16 protein-coding genes are annotated in these 14183 nt (G+C 51.9%); 11 read left to right on the forward strand and 5 right to left on the reverse strand.

Annotation, left to right across the window (positions count from 1 at the left end; all coding sequences use genetic code 11):
- Positions 1-69 precede the first annotated feature (69 nt).
- From msrC to htpX, 4 genes are all read left to right on the forward strand, one after another.
- Positions 70-567, forward strand: a complete 498-nt coding sequence (gene msrC / locus OGV82_RS14820; RefSeq protein WP_012132036.1) for a free L-methionine (R)-S-oxide reductase MsrC — start codon at positions 70-72, stop codon at positions 565-567.
- 97 nt (positions 568-664) lie between these two features.
- On the forward strand, positions 665-1351 hold the full coding sequence (gene proQ / locus OGV82_RS14825) for an RNA chaperone ProQ (RefSeq protein ID WP_047463219.1): 687 nt from the start codon (positions 665-667) through the stop codon (positions 1349-1351).
- A 19-nt stretch (positions 1352-1370) separates the two neighbouring features.
- Complete coding sequence (prc, locus tag OGV82_RS14830) at positions 1371-3419, forward strand: carboxy terminal-processing peptidase (RefSeq protein WP_047463221.1); 2049 nt, start codon at positions 1371-1373, stop codon at positions 3417-3419.
- Between the two features lie 191 nt (positions 3420-3610).
- Positions 3611-4492 carry a protease HtpX gene (htpX, locus tag OGV82_RS14835; protein WP_012132039.1) on the forward strand — a complete coding sequence of 294 codons (882 nt, stop codon included), beginning with the start codon at positions 3611-3613 and terminating at the stop codon, positions 4490-4492.
- 50 nt (positions 4493-4542) lie between these two features.
- Here htpX and OGV82_RS14840 read toward each other — a convergent pair whose 3' ends face one another.
- Positions 4543-5916: an MFS transporter gene (locus tag OGV82_RS14840; RefSeq protein ID WP_047463223.1), complete on the reverse strand. Its 1374-nt coding sequence runs from the start codon at positions 5914-5916 to the stop codon at positions 4543-4545.
- 177 nt (positions 5917-6093) lie between these two features.
- Between OGV82_RS14840 and kdgR the strand changes: the two genes are divergently transcribed.
- Positions 6094-6885, forward strand: a complete 792-nt coding sequence (gene kdgR, locus OGV82_RS14845; protein ID WP_012132042.1) for a DNA-binding transcriptional regulator KdgR — start codon at positions 6094-6096, stop codon at positions 6883-6885.
- A 170-nt stretch (positions 6886-7055) separates the two neighbouring features.
- On the opposite strand, the gene OGV82_RS14850 is transcribed toward kdgR, so the two are convergent.
- Complete coding sequence (locus tag OGV82_RS14850) at positions 7056-7295, reverse strand: YobH family protein (protein ID WP_024130264.1); 240 nt, start codon at positions 7293-7295, stop codon at positions 7056-7058.
- 158 nt (positions 7296-7453) lie between these two features.
- Between OGV82_RS14850 and mgrB the strand changes: the two genes are divergently transcribed.
- From mgrB to rlmA, 6 genes are all read left to right on the forward strand, one after another.
- Positions 7454-7597: a PhoP/PhoQ regulatory lipoprotein MgrB gene (gene mgrB, locus OGV82_RS14855; RefSeq protein WP_024130265.1), complete on the forward strand. Its 144-nt coding sequence runs from the start codon at positions 7454-7456 to the stop codon at positions 7595-7597.
- A 74-nt stretch (positions 7598-7671) separates the two neighbouring features.
- Positions 7672-7959, forward strand: coding sequence for a YebO family protein (locus OGV82_RS14860; RefSeq protein WP_012132046.1), 288 nt, complete (start codon positions 7672-7674; stop codon positions 7957-7959).
- A 663-nt stretch (positions 7960-8622) separates the two neighbouring features.
- Complete coding sequence (locus OGV82_RS14865) at positions 8623-8766, forward strand: DUF2627 domain-containing protein (protein WP_001537930.1); 144 nt, start codon at positions 8623-8625, stop codon at positions 8764-8766.
- Positions 8767-8778: 12 nt separating this feature from the next.
- Positions 8779-8988 (forward strand): transcription antiterminator/RNA stability regulator CspE, encoded by a 210-nt coding sequence (gene cspE / locus OGV82_RS14870; protein ID WP_001062678.1) that lies wholly within the window; start codon positions 8779-8781, stop codon positions 8986-8988.
- A 219-nt stretch (positions 8989-9207) separates the two neighbouring features.
- Positions 9208-10953, forward strand: a complete 1746-nt coding sequence (gene ftsI2 / locus OGV82_RS14875) for a peptidoglycan DD-transpeptidase FtsI2/PBP3(PARA) (RefSeq protein ID WP_047463226.1) — start codon at positions 9208-9210, stop codon at positions 10951-10953.
- 63 nt (positions 10954-11016) lie between these two features.
- Positions 11017-11826 carry a 23S rRNA (guanine(745)-N(1))-methyltransferase gene (rlmA, locus tag OGV82_RS14880; protein ID WP_047463228.1) on the forward strand — a complete coding sequence of 270 codons (810 nt, stop codon included), beginning with the start codon at positions 11017-11019 and terminating at the stop codon, positions 11824-11826.
- On the opposite strand, the gene mntP is transcribed toward rlmA, so the two are convergent.
- The 3 genes from mntP to manZ all read right to left on the reverse strand — a co-directional run bounded on the left by mntP (position 11823) and on the right by manZ (position 14176).
- Positions 11823-12389 (reverse strand): manganese efflux pump MntP, encoded by a 567-nt coding sequence (mntP, locus tag OGV82_RS14885; protein ID WP_012132050.1) that lies wholly within the window; start codon positions 12387-12389, stop codon positions 11823-11825. The genes rlmA and mntP overlap by 4 nt on opposite strands.
- 421 nt (positions 12390-12810) lie before the next feature.
- Complete coding sequence (locus OGV82_RS14890; RefSeq protein WP_012132052.1) at positions 12811-13269, reverse strand: DUF986 family protein; 459 nt, start codon at positions 13267-13269, stop codon at positions 12811-12813.
- 55 nt (positions 13270-13324) lie between these two features.
- A complete protein-coding gene (manZ, locus tag OGV82_RS14895) occupies positions 13325-14176 on the reverse strand; it encodes a PTS mannose transporter subunit IID (RefSeq protein WP_012132053.1) in 852 nt (283 codons plus the stop codon).
- Positions 14177-14183: the final 7 nt, after the last annotated feature.

A 14183-nucleotide genomic window follows, 5' to 3' on the forward strand; every position in this document is an offset into this window, starting at 1 on the left:
GCATTAACGCATTTAATGCTTATTTTAATAGGCTGTAGTTTTAGAGTAAGACAACTAAGTGACTATATAATGAGCAAAACAGAGCTATACGCGGATCTTAACCGCGACTTTCAGGCAGTAATGGCAGGTGAAACCAGTTTTCTCGCTACCCTGGCAAATACCAGCGCTCTGCTGTTTGAGCGCCTTTCGGGCGTCAACTGGGCGGGGTTCTATCTGCTGGAAAACGACACGCTGGTGCTGGGGCCGTTCCAGGGGAAACTCGCCTGTGTGCGGATCCCGGTTGGACGCGGCGTCTGTGGTACGGCGGTCGCGCAGAACCAGGTGCAGCGCATCGAGGACGTTCATGCGTTTGACGGACACATCGCCTGCGATAGCGCCAGCAATGCTGAAATTGTGCTGCCTCTGACGGTAGACAATCAGATAATCGGCGTGCTGGACATTGATAGCACGGTATTTGGCCGCTTTACCGAAGAGGATGAGCAAGGCCTGCGTGAGCTTGTCGCGCGGCTTGAAACCGTGCTTGCAACGACGGATTACAAAAAATTCTTTGCGACCGTTGCAGGATAATCAACGGATAACGTAGCAATTACTGATGGCGTCATTATAATGACGCCTGTTCATGCCTGCGGCTTGTTGGCTACGTCCGTTGTAATCAGGAAATTTCATGGAAAATCAACCTAAGTTGAATAGCAGTAAAGAAGTTATCGCGTTTCTGGCCGAACGTTTTCCACAGTGTTTTAGTGCGGAAGGCGAAGCGCGCCCGCTGAAAATTGGCATTTTTCAGGATCTGGTAGAGCGTGTTGAGGGCGAAATGAACCTCAGCAAGACACAACTTCGTTCCGCTTTACGTCTTTATACTTCAAGCTGGCGTTACCTGTATGGCGTTAAGCCGGGCGCAACGCGTGTCGATCTCGACGGCAACCCTTGCGGTGAGCTGGATGAGCAGCACGTTGAACATGCGCGTAAGCAGCTTGAAGAAGCGAAAGCACGCGTCCAGGCGCAACGTGCGGAACAGCAGGCGAAAAAACGCGAAGCTGCCGTTGCGGCAGGCGAAAAAGAAGACGCTCCGCGCCGTGAGCGTAAACCGCGTCCTGCGCCACGTCGTAAAGAGACGACTCCGCGTACTCCTCGCGCTGAAAAACCGGCGGCTAAAGCACCACGCGCACCACGCGAAGAACAGCATACCCCGGTGTCTGATATTTCAGCGCTGACGGTAGGGCAGTCACTGAAGGTGAAAGCAGGCAACAATGCGATGGATGCCACCGTATTAGAAGTCACCAAAGATGGCGTCCGTGTGCAGCTGAATTCGGGTATGTCTTTGATTGTACGCGCAGAACACCTGGTGTTCTGAAACGGAGGCCAGGCCTGGCATGAACACTTTTTTTAGGCTTACCGCGTTAGCTGGCTTGCTTGCAATAGCAGGCCAGTCCTTCGCCGTCGATGACATTACGCGCGCCGATCAAATTCCCGTTCTGAAGGAAGAAACGCAGCATGCGACCGTGAGTGAGCGCGTGACTTCGCGTTTTACACGTTCCCACTATCGTCAGTTCAATCTGGATCAGGCGTTTTCGGCAAAGATTTTCGATCGCTATCTTAATCTGCTCGACTACAGCCACAATGTGCTGCTGGCGAGTGATGTGGAGCAGTTTGCGAAAAGCAAAACTGTCCTCGGCGATGAGCTGCGTACAGGAAAACTGGATGTCTTCTATGACCTCTATAACCTGGCGCAAAAACGCCGTTTCGAACGTTATCAGTACGCGTTAAGCGTGCTGGAACGCCCGATGGATTTCACCGGTAACGACACGTTTAACCTTGACCGCAGCAAAGCGCCCTGGCCGAAAAATGAGGCTGAGCTGAACGCGTTGTGGGATGGCAAGGTGAAATTCGACGAACTTAGCCTGAAGCTGACGGGCAAGAACGATAAAGAAATTCGCGAAACGCTGACGCGTCGTTACAAATCTGCGATTCGCCGTCTGGCGCAAACCAACAGTGAAGACGTGTTCTCACTGGCAATGACCGCATTTGCACGCGAAATCGACCCGCATACCAACTACCTTTCTCCGCGAAATACCGAACAGTTCAATACTGAAATGAGCCTGTCTCTGGAAGGTATCGGCGCGGTTCTGCAAATGGACGATGACTACACGGTCATCAACTCGATGGTTGCCGGCGGCCCGGCGGCAAAAAGCAAGGCGATAAGCGTAGGCGATCGCATTGTAGGCGTAGGCCAGACGGGGAAAGGAATGGTTGATGTGATCGGCTGGCGTCTTGATGACGTGGTGGCGCTGATCAAAGGGCCGAAAGGCAGCAAAGTTCGTCTTGAAATTCTGCCTGCCGGTAAGGGCACGAAAACGCGAACCATTACGCTGACGCGCGAACGCATTCGTCTTGAAGACCGCGCCGTTAAAATGACGGTGAAAACGGTCGGTAAAAAGAAAGTCGGCGTGCTGGATATTCCGGGGTTCTATGTGGGGCTGACGGATGACGTCAAAGTTCAGCTACAGAAACTGGAAAAACAGAACGTGAGCAGCATTGTTATCGATCTGCGCACCAACGGCGGCGGCGCGCTGACCGAAGCGGTTTCGCTGTCCGGTCTGTTTATCCCGTCTGGCCCGGTTGTTCAGGTTCGTGACAACAACGGTAAAGTGCGTGAAGACGCCGATACCGATGGCGTGGTGTATTACAAAGGCCCGCTGGTGGTACTGGTCGATCGCTTCAGCGCATCCGCGTCGGAGATTTTTGCCGCAGCGATGCAGGATTACGGTCGCGCATTGATTGTCGGTGAACCGACTTTCGGTAAAGGCACCGTACAGCAGTACCGCTCTCTGAACCGTATTTATGATCAGATGCTGCGTCCTGAATGGCCTGCGCTGGGCTCCGTGCAGTACACCATTCAGAAATTCTACCGTGTTAACGGCGGCAGCACGCAGCGTAAAGGCGTCACGCCGGATATCGTCATGCCGACGGGGAATGAAGAGACGGAAACCGGCGAGAAGTTTGAAGACAACGCCTTGCCGTGGGACAGCATTGATGCGGCAACGTACGTGAAGTCAGATGATTTAACGCCGTTTGGCCCGGAACTGCTGAAAGAGCATAACGCGCGCATCGCGAACGATCCTGAGTTCCAGTACATCCTGAAGGACATTGCCCGTTTTAACGCGATGAAAGATAAGCGTAATATCGCTTCTCTCAATTTCGCCCAGCGCGAAAAAGAGAATAACGAAGACGATGCCCTGCGTCTGGCGCGTATCAACGATCGGTTTAAACGTGAAGGCAAGCCGCTTCTGAAGAAACTGGACGATCTGCCGAAGGATTATAAAGAGCCGGATCCGTATCTGGATGAAACGGTACGGATAGCGCTGGATCTGGCGCATCTTGAGAAAGAGAAGCCCGCGGAGCAACCCGCAACCAGCAAATAGCGTCAAGCAGGCACAAGAAATTGTGCCTGTTTTTTTAACAAGCGCATTAAGCCGTCAGTCTTATGCAACAAAATGTAAAGTTGTGTCTTTCTGGTGACTTACCGCCCGCAGATGCTTGAAAATAGTCACAAGACCCATACGATGTGGGTATCGCATAGTGCGTTTTGTTAAGTTGAGGTTAAAAGAAAATTATGATGCGAATCGCGCTCTTCCTGCTGACGAACCTGGCCGTGATGGTCGTTTTCGGGCTGGTGCTGAGCCTGACAGGGATACAGTCAAGCAGCGTACAAGGCTTGCTGATTATGGCGCTGCTGTTTGGTTTTGGTGGTTCCTTCATTTCGCTGCTGATGTCCAAATGGATGGCGTTAAAGTCCGTGGGTGGGGAAGTCATTGAGCAACCGCGTAATGAAAGAGAACGCTGGCTGATGAACACGGTGGCGACGCAGGCGCGTCAGGCCGGAATCGCTATGCCGCAGGTGGCTATCTATCATGCGCCGGATATCAACGCGTTTGCGACCGGCGCGCGCCGTGATGCATCGCTGGTTGCGGTGAGCACCGGCTTGTTGCAAAACATGAGCCCGGATGAAGCCGAAGCCGTTATCGCGCATGAGATCAGCCACATCGCTAATGGCGATATGGTCACCATGACGCTGATTCAGGGGGTTGTGAACACCTTTGTGATCTTCATCTCGCGTATTATCGCGCAGATCGCCGCGGGCTTCCTCGGTGGAAACCGTGATGAGGGTGAAAGCAGCAACGGCAACCCAATGATCTATTTCGCGGTGGCGATGGTTCTTGAACTGGTGTTCGGAATACTGGCAAGCATTATCACCATGTGGTTCTCACGTCACCGTGAATTCCATGCGGACGCCGGTTCTGCGAAGCTTGTCGGCCGTGAAAAGATGATTGCCGCGTTGCAGCGCCTGAAAACCAGCTATGAGCCGCAGGAAGCCAACAGCATGATGGCGTTCTGCATCAACGGCAAGTCGAAGTCACTGAGCGAGTTGTTCATGACTCACCCGCCGCTGGATAAGCGTATTGAAGCGCTGCGTAGCGGCGAGTACCTGAAGTAAGGCGGTATGCCTGGCATTCTAAAAAAGCGCATCAGATGATGCGCTTTTTTTTACGCCACGGAGCGGGGTTGAGTGATGCGCAAACCGCTGATAATGGCGGCTACGGTCGCCAGGATGCCCGCCGTCATCAGGGAAATATGCGTACCGTTGTCCGCAAACTGATTCAACATGAGCGCAACCAGCGCTGCGCCGGTACTCTGGCCCAGAAGACGCGCCGTGCCCAGCATCCCGCTGGCCCCTCCGCTGCGATCGCGTGGCGCAGAGGTGATAATCGTGTGGTTATTGGGCGACTGGAATAAGCCAAAACCGGCTCCGCAAAGGATCATCGGCCAGATGATACTGATATCTGACGGCGAGGCTGGCAGCAGCATCAGCGCAAAAAGTCCTGTGGCCATAATTATCAGTCCTGACGCGCCCAGCAGCCCGGCATGAACCCGTTCAATTAAATAGCCCGCCAGCGGCGCCATCACCATTGTCGCCAGCGGCCAGGGCGTCAGCAATAACCCGGTCTCGACTTCGCTACGCCCCAATACCGTTTGCAGATAGAAGGGAAGGGAAACCATCGCCAGCATCTGCGCGCAGAAAGAGCAAATACTGGTGCAGATCGACAGAGAAAAGAGCGGAATGCGTAGTAAGTCAATCGGTAACAAAGGCACCGGGAGTGAGAGCTGGCGGCGAATGAAGAAGAAACCGACGACAAGCATAACCGCCAGTTCTGCGCCAATCAGCGTTAAAGGCTGCCCCTGTGCGAATCCGCTGAGAGCGGTGATCAGCAAGCCGAAGGTTAAGGCGTTCATCACTGCGCTGGGCAAGTCGAAGCGCGGTTTGGCGCTACGAGCGCTGTTTGGGGGTAAGAAACGCATAGCCAACAGCAATGCGATAATGCCTAACGGAACGTTAATCAGGAACAGCCATTTCCATGACGCTATCGACAGGATTGCTGCCGCAATGGTCGGCCCCGCAGCCGAAGACACCGCGACGATGAAGGAGTTGATGCCCATTCCGCGCCCAAGGTGGCGTTGCGGATAGATAAGCCGGATCAGCGCCGTGTTCACGCTCATCAGCGCGGCGCCGCCAAACCCCTGCGCGACGCGTGCAAGCGTCAGCATTTCCAGGGAGTCCGACAGCGCGCAGAACAGCGACGAAAACAGGAAAATGACCAGGCCGTATTTATAGATGCGTCGATAGCCGAACATGTCTCCCAGAAATGAGAGCGATAAGAGAGAAACCACGATCGCGATTTGGTAGGCGTTAACAACCCAGATCGATCGGGCGGCGGACGCCTGGAGATCGGTTGCAATGGTAGGGAGCGCGACATTCGCGATTGCGCCATCCAGCACGGCCATCGAGATACCAATAATGATGGTTAAAATGGCGCCGTAACGCTGGGGTAATGGCAGGCCATCGGCCTGGATTTTGTCCATAGAGAGTCAATATCTTTCGGGGGATTATGATCAGAGTAATGATTTTAGCATTGATATCGCGGGGTTATGTCGCAGATTTGTAACTAAGTAAGCAAAGATGGATTGCGACCGCCATGACGTGAAATTATAATAAAAACCGGTTCTGATTTTTATAAAACACTCGCAATGAGGTGATAAATGGCTATCGCAGATCTGGATAAACAACCTGATTCTGTTTCTTCTGTGCTGAAGGTTTTTGGCATTCTGCAAGCGCTGGGTGAAGAGCGCGAAATAGGGATCACCGAGCTGTCGCAACGTGTCATGATGTCAAAAAGCACCGTTTATCGCTTTTTACAAACGATGAAAACGCTGGGTTATGTCGCGCAGGAAGGTGAATCTGAAAAATATTCGCTGACCCTGAAATTGTTTGAGCTGGGCGCCCGTGCGCTGCAAAACGTTGATCTGATCCGTAGCGCTGATATTCAGATGCGTGAAATTTCCCGTCTGACCAAAGAGACAATTCACCTCGGTGCGCTGGATGAAGACAGCATTGTCTACATTCATAAAATCGACTCCATGTACAATTTGCGCATGTATTCCCGCATTGGCCGCCGTAACCCGCTGTACAGCACCGCAATCGGTAAAGTGCTGCTGGCATGGCGCGACCGTGATGAAGTCAAACAGATACTGGATGGCGTGGAGTACAAACGTAGCACCGCGCGCACGATTACCAGCACCGAGGCGTTACTGCCGATGCTGGATCAGGTGCGCGAGCAGGGGTACGGCGAAGATAACGAAGAGCAGGAAGAAGGTCTGCGCTGTATTGGCGTGCCTGTGTTCGACCGTTTTGGCGTGGTGATCGCCGGTCTGAGCATTTCGTTCCCGACGCTGCGTTTCTCCGAAGAACGTCTGCATGAGTATGTCGCTATGCTGCACACGGCAGCGCGTAAAATCTCTGAGCAGATGGGTTACAACGACTATCCATTCTGAGGTGAGCGTGCCCTGAGGCGTTCAGAAGCCAGCCGGTAGAAGATACCTGTTGGCTTTTTTATTGCCCTGAAAAGGGGCGGGAGAGAGGTTTCTCCTGCTAAAAAACGCATTAAAAAGGCATAACCACGTTATGCCTGATATTTATGCAGATGAATGGATGTGATGCCAGATTAGCCGTTATCGACCACCACGGCGCTTTTTCTGAATACAGGACAGTCTGACAGACCAATGATGCCGCTGTCAGTATGGACATATTGCGCTGTACTGGTGCCGCGAGCGGTCAGATATTGACATTGCAGACCCAGACCGGCGGCGTTTTCCTTGCTGCCAATCAGAACCCCATAGCCACTGAGCAATAAACCAATCCATACCAGAGCAATCAAAACAATCGCGCGAATGATCAAACGCATTACTACCTCTTTTCTTTTTTTGGTTAGAATAAGGGTAGCCTGAACGCCCACTGAAACAAGTGTATCATTCCTAAAAGTATATAATATCGCTCCAGTTAGTTCCGGTTTAGATAACGCGTGGTAATTTGATGGCATAAGATGTGGATGCGGAGAGCGGAGTGAAAAAGTTTCGGTGGGTAATCCTGATTATTGTTGCGTTGGTATGTCTGCTGCTGTGGGCGCAGGTGTTCAACATAATGTGCGATCAGGATGTACAATTTTTCAACGGAATTTGTGCCATCAATAAATTTATCCCCTGGTGATAGCATTTTTACAACAGTTGATTACCTTCCCGTGTAGCAGTGGTAAAATACGGCGTCTACATTGAGGTGGTAACATGAACGAAGTTCTGAATTCTGGCGTACTGACTTTTACGTCTTTGATTGTATCGGTGGTGGTTCTGATTGTCGGGCTGGTCCTGTGGTTTTTTGTGAACCGGGCAAGTTCAAGAACAAATGAGCAGATTGAGCTGCTTGAAGCGCTGCTGGATCAGCAAAAGCGGCAAAATGCCTTGCTACGCCGTCTGTGCGAAGCTAACGAGCCTGAAAAAGTCGCTGAGGCCGAGTCTGAAGCGAAACCTCAGGAAGAGGATGACGATATCATCCGTCTGGTCGCTGAACGGTAACGACAAGCAGAGACAGGATGCGCGTCTGCCAGCCATTCCTTCAGGCAGGCCCATCCTGTTTTCATTAATGTAACCCTGTGTATACCAGGTCTGTTATTTCATTGATCATTTAATGCTTTAACTTAATCTCTCCTTAAATATATTTATCCATACGCTAATAATGTGATTATGTCGCTTTTGTGATAGCGATCGTTTTTATTAATAGCGAAACGTTTCTCTCACTTTTTTTGTGCATTGTCATCATTCTTTCATTATTTTGGTGCACAACCAAAGCACGTATTGGCTATCAGTGAAACGGATGAAAAATGGTCGAATACTTCGCATTTTTAAACAATATTGGTTTTTTTGCGTTGTGACAATTTATGCATTACAAAGCATAAAAAGTGATATCTGTTTACCGTATCGATAAGATCAACGCATGACCTGGAACAACCGAAGTTATTGAGCTATGGTAGAAAAGCCGCTGTACGGGCGTAAGCCTGTCGAAAGGCGCCTGGAGAAGCGAGAATATATCGTCGGGAACTGTGCCGCATAACTGTGCAGTTGATCTTTGATATCTCTCTGGATTTGTGCGACTGATCGAGACACGTTTAAAAATGGCTTGCCATAATTAACGTTGTATGTGATAACACGTTTTGGGTTAAACGAGGTACAGTTCTGTTTATGTGTGGCATTTTCAGTAAAGAAGTCCTGAGTAAACACGTTGACGTTGAATACCGCTTCTCTGCCGAACCTTATATTAGTGCCTCAAGCAGTAATGTCTCAGTTTTATCTATGTTATGCCTGCGGGCGAAGAAAACACTCTAAGGAATTTTGCAAATGGCAAAGATTAAAGGTCAAGTTAAGTGGTTCAACGAGTCTAAAGGTTTTGGCTTCATTACTCCGGCTGATGGCAGCAAAGATGTGTTCGTACACTTCTCCGCTATCCAGGGTAACGGCTTCAAAACTCTGGCTGAAGGCCAGAACGTTGAGTTCGAAATTCAGGACGGCCAGAAAGGTCCGGCTGCTGTTAACGTAACAGCTATCTGATCGACACCACTGATTTGAAGCGCCAAGGCGCATCAACCTCAGATATAAAGCCTCGCCAGTGCGGGGCTTTTTAATTCAGGTTCCTTCAAAATATTTCTGAATACACTTCTGTTAGCGCTTTGTTGCAAAGCCGCGATGTTCGTAGCATTGTTTTTCCCGCTTTCCCTCGTCAATTCCCGTTAAATCAATCACCTGAAAAATGACCTTGCTGGAGACCAGGTGAAAAAGAAAAGCGACGGCGCCGTGCGTAATTTTGCTCCCATCCGTTTTGTTCTGCTGTGCGTGGCGATTTTGCTGAGCATGGGGTTATTGCTGGGACGCGTGGCGTGGTTACAGATCATTACGCCGACAAATCTGGTTAAACAAGAGGACAGGCGTTCGTTACGTGAGGTCACCACGGCGTCGCCACGCGGCATGATTACCGACAGAGAAGGGCGTCCGTTAGCCGTTAGCGTGCCGGTCAATGCGGTCTGGGCCGATCCGAAGACGATCGTCAGTAAAGGCGGCGTGGGGTATAATCAACGCTGGCAGGCGCTGGCGCAGACGCTGCATCTTTCACTGGCTACGCTGGCTGAGCGGGTAAACAGTAATCCAGCCGGGCGGTTTATCTATCTGGCGCGCCAGATTTCGCCGCAGCAGGCCGAATGGATCGATAAGCTCAATCTTCCTGGCATTAACCTGCGTGAAGAGTCCCGGCGTTTTTATCCGGCAGGGCATGTGGCGGCCAACCTGATTGGCTTTACCAACATTGACGGGCAGGGGATTGAGGGGATTGAGAAAAGTTTTAATGCCCAACTGACGGGGAAACCCGGTTCCCGCCTTGTTCGCAAAGATAAGTTTGGTCATGTCATCGAGAACATAACCGAAACAAATCCTGTGCCGGCGCATGAGCTTCAGCTCAGTATTGATGAACGCCTACAGACAGTGACGGAGGATGCGCTGGATAACGCCGTCACCTGGAACAAAGCGGAGTCCGGCGCGGCGGTACTGGTCAACATCGCGACGGGGGAAATTCTGTCGATGGCAAGCTTCCCGGACTTTAATCCGAATAACCGGGAAGGCGCCGTGCTGGATGATTTTCGCAATCGTGCCATCAGCGATACTTTTGAACCGGGTTCCACGGTCAAGCCGCTGGTGATCATGACGGCGCTTCAGCAGGGCATTGTCCAGCCCGACAGCGTGATTGATACGCATCCGTTTAATCTTGACGGCCACCGGATTCGTGACGTGGGGTATTACCCGGAGCTGAGTTTAACCGGAATCCTGCAAAAATCGAGTGATACCGGCGTGTCGCGTCTCTCGCTCGCTATGCCGGTTCAACGACTGCTGGATACGTATAAAGGCTTTGGCTTTGGGCAGTCTACGGGACTGGGACTCACCGGGGAGAGCAGCGGCTTACTGCCGCAGCGTCGTTACTGGAGCGATCTGGATCGGGCGACGTTTGCCTTCGGGTACGGTCTGATGGTGACGCCGCTCCAGTTGGCGCACGTATATGCCACCATCGGCAGTTTTGGTATCTACCGACCGCTTTCCATTACGCGTATCGATCCGCCCGTTGTGGGGACGCGTGTGATGCCCGCCGAACTGGTGCATCAGGTTGAGCATATGATGGAGAGCGTCGCGCTCCCCGGCGGGGGAGGAACCAAAGCCGCAGTCAGAGATTATCGCGTGGCGGTAAAAACCGGTACGGCGAAGAAAATCGGCGATGACGGTAAGTATGTCGATAAATACGTGGCCTATACGGCGGGCGTGGCTCCGGCCAGCGATCCGCAATTTGCGCTGGTGGTTGTGATTAACAATCCGCAAAACGGATCTTACTATGGCGGCGCGGTGTCGGCGCCGGTGTTCAGCCAGATTATGGGCGATGTTCTGCGCCTGGAAAACGTTAAACCGGACGGTATGCCCGCCGACTCCGACCACCTGTTAGTGATGCACGGCAACCGCCTGTCGTCCCCCTCGCTGTAAGTTATTTTCCCGGGGCGCAATTCGCGTTACACTTGCGCCCTAAAATTACCGGCCGGAGTTGTCATGTCGTTTTCTTGTCCCCTTTGTCATCAGCCACTTGCGCAGGTGAAAAACAGTTTTATCTGCCCACAACGGCATCAGTTTGATGTGGCGAAAGAGGGATACGTCAACCTGTTGCCCGTGCAGCATAAACGGTCACGGGACCCGGGCGACAGCGCCGAAATGATGCAGGCGCGTCGGGCATTCCTTGATGCCGGGCATTATCAGCCGTTGCGCGATGCCATCGTCAGGATACTTGCTGAACGGCTGGACGAAAATGCAACGTCGATTCTGGATATCGGCTGCGGTGAAGGGTATTACACGCATGCCTTCGCCGAAACGCTGGCGTCAGGCACCACATTTGGTCTGGATGTCGCGAAAGTCGCCATTAAAGCGGCGGCGAAACGTTATCCGCAGGTGACGTTTTGTGTGGCGTCAAGCCATCGTCTGCCTTTCGCCGACGCCTCTATGGATGCGATTGTCAGGATTTATGCCCCCTGTAAGGCTGAAGAGTTAGCGCGAGTGGTAAAACCGGGTGGTTGGGTAATCACCGCTACGCCGGGGCCGCGCCATCTGATGGCGCTAAAAGGGCTGATTTATGATGAAGTGCGTTTACATGCCCCGCATACTGAGCAGCTTGAAGGGTTTACGTTGCAGCAAAGTATGGCGTTAGGGTATGAGATGCGGTTGAGCGGTAATGAGGCCGTTGCGTTGCTCCAGATGACGCCTTTCGCCTGGCGTGCAAAACCTGACGTATGGGAGCGGCTGGCGGCTTGCCAGCAGTTTGATTGCCAGACGGATTTCAGCCTTCACATCTGGCAACGTGAGCGTTAACCGTGGAAGTGTGTCCAGAGGATCTGGGCGCCGATACCGATAAGTACAGCCCCGCCAAGAATTTCCGCCCGTTTGCCGAGCAGCGGGCCGATAAAGCGCCCCACCATGATGCCCAGCGTGGACATGATTAACGTGGCACAGCCGATAGCCAGCGCGGTCGCAATAATGTTCACCTGCAAGAATGCCAGACCGACGCCAACGGCCATTGCATCCAGGCTGGTGGCGATAGCGGTAGTGACCAGCAGCCAAAAACTGTGGCGGCGTAACGGCTCGTCATCTTCGTCATTACCGCCACGAACGCCTTCGATAATCATACGAATCCCCAGAAACACCAGCAGGATGAACGCAACCCAGTGATTCCATTCCAGCACGAATTTACTGGCCAGCATGCCCAACCCCCAGCCGATCAGCGGGGTGAGCGTTTCAACCGCGCCGAAAATAAGGCCGGTGCGCAGGGCTTCGGAGAATTTAGGTTTGTGTAGCGTGGCGCCTTTACCAATCGATGCCGCGAAAGCATCCATTGACATGCCGAAAGCGAGAAGAACAGTTGCGGTGATATTCATAACAGCGTCCTGACCGGGGTTCCATAAAACACATCACTGCCCCCAGCGAACATGCATACCTGAACATGGCGTTCATAAGCTATGCATAGCAGTTGATGTGCATATGGTCTCGCCTGACTGAAACTAGAGTGATATCAGTCCGTACGCGCCACGTTTTTCAACGAGTATGTTGACACGTACATTTCCTGAGTCTGGAAATCGGCTACTCCCCAAATGACGGCGCAACATTAACATATTTTGAGAATATAAAACAACAATGGAGAAATATTATTTGACTTCTAATTGAAAACGATTTTCATTTAGATTTAATTATCAATAAAACGTTAAAATAAATAACAAATCAGGCGGGATGAATATAGCCTTAGCTATGTTTTTTTGATCGCGAATATACTTAAAACATAGTTCAGGCTATATCTGTAACTCATTGAGATGAAACAAGAAGCTTATATATTCTTTCCAGATCGTCGATATTTCGTACGCGAATAAGCAGGCGCCGTTGTTCTAATTGCATCACCAGTACGCCATCTTCCGATAAATTCATCTCTTTAATACGGTTATATTCTATCCAGACATTGGCGAAGAAAAAACCTTTCTGTTTGAAGATGATCCTGGGGGCGCGAACCCAAAAAATATAAAACCCCATCAGCGCCAGTGCACATAATAACCATGTGGTAATTTGCGCGCCGTGACTGGTAACGTTGTTGTAGATAAGAATGGCGACCAGGCCGACGAAGATAACGCTATCAACACGACCACGACGCAGCAGAGGCACTGCAAGCAGAGTGGGGCCGTTACGGCGGGGCATGATGAACTGATCGTAGATGGCGTAAGCCAGTAACGCGACAATAAAAAGAACCAGCACCAGGTCCGTGACAGTCATTAATCCTCCAGATAAAAAAACCGGGGCCAAAGGGCCCCGGTAGTGTACAACAGAATTACAGACCCAGCAGGCCGCAAGCGTAACCGGCGATACCGATGACGAAGAAGCCAACGATGATCCACAGCGGGTTCACTTTCTTACGCAACAGCCACATGCAGGCGAAGGTCAGCAGCAGCGGAACCAGACCCGGCATCAACTGATCGAGAATGGTCTGCACGGTGGTGACGTTTTCTTTACCCGTCTGGTCAGTGATGCGTGATACCACCAGCGGAATATTGACGTGCGTCCACTTGTTAACCAGCGCTCCCATGACAAACAGGCCGAGGATTGACGCCCCCTCAGTCAGTTTTTGCAGGAAGCCGCCGCCCATATCCTTAACGATATCGACGCCTTTACGGTAGCCGTAAGCTACGCCGTAGTAACGGGTCGCCAGACGCACCAGGTTAAACAGAATAAAGAACAGCAACGGCCCCAGCAGGCTGCCGCTCATCGCGATACCCGCGCCCAGCGCGGCGAATACCGGACGAACAGTACCCCAGAAGATCGGGTCGCCCACGCCTGCCAGCGGCCCCATCAGACCAACTTTGATACCGTTGATGGCACCATCGTCGATCTCCGCGCCGTTGGCGCGCTGTTCTTCCATCGCCAGCGTAACGCCCAGTACCGGAGCAGCAACGTAAGGATGGGTGTTGAAGAACTCCAGGTGACGTCTGATCGCCTGTTTACGCGCGTCGTTGTTTTCCGGGTACAGGCGTTTGATCGCCGGCACCATGGAGAAGCAGAAGCCCAGCGCCTGCATACGTTCGAAGTTCCATGACCCCTGGAACAGGTTAGAACGGATGAACACGCCACGAATATCACTCGGAGTGAGTTTTTTCTCAGTGGTAGTTTTAGTCATATCAACCATTTCGTTC

Origin of the sequence: Citrobacter sp. CK191 (genome assembly GCF_030333435.1) — a bacterium.
In the GTDB taxonomy this organism is placed as follows: domain Bacteria; phylum Pseudomonadota; class Gammaproteobacteria; order Enterobacterales; family Enterobacteriaceae; genus Citrobacter_B; species Citrobacter_B koseri.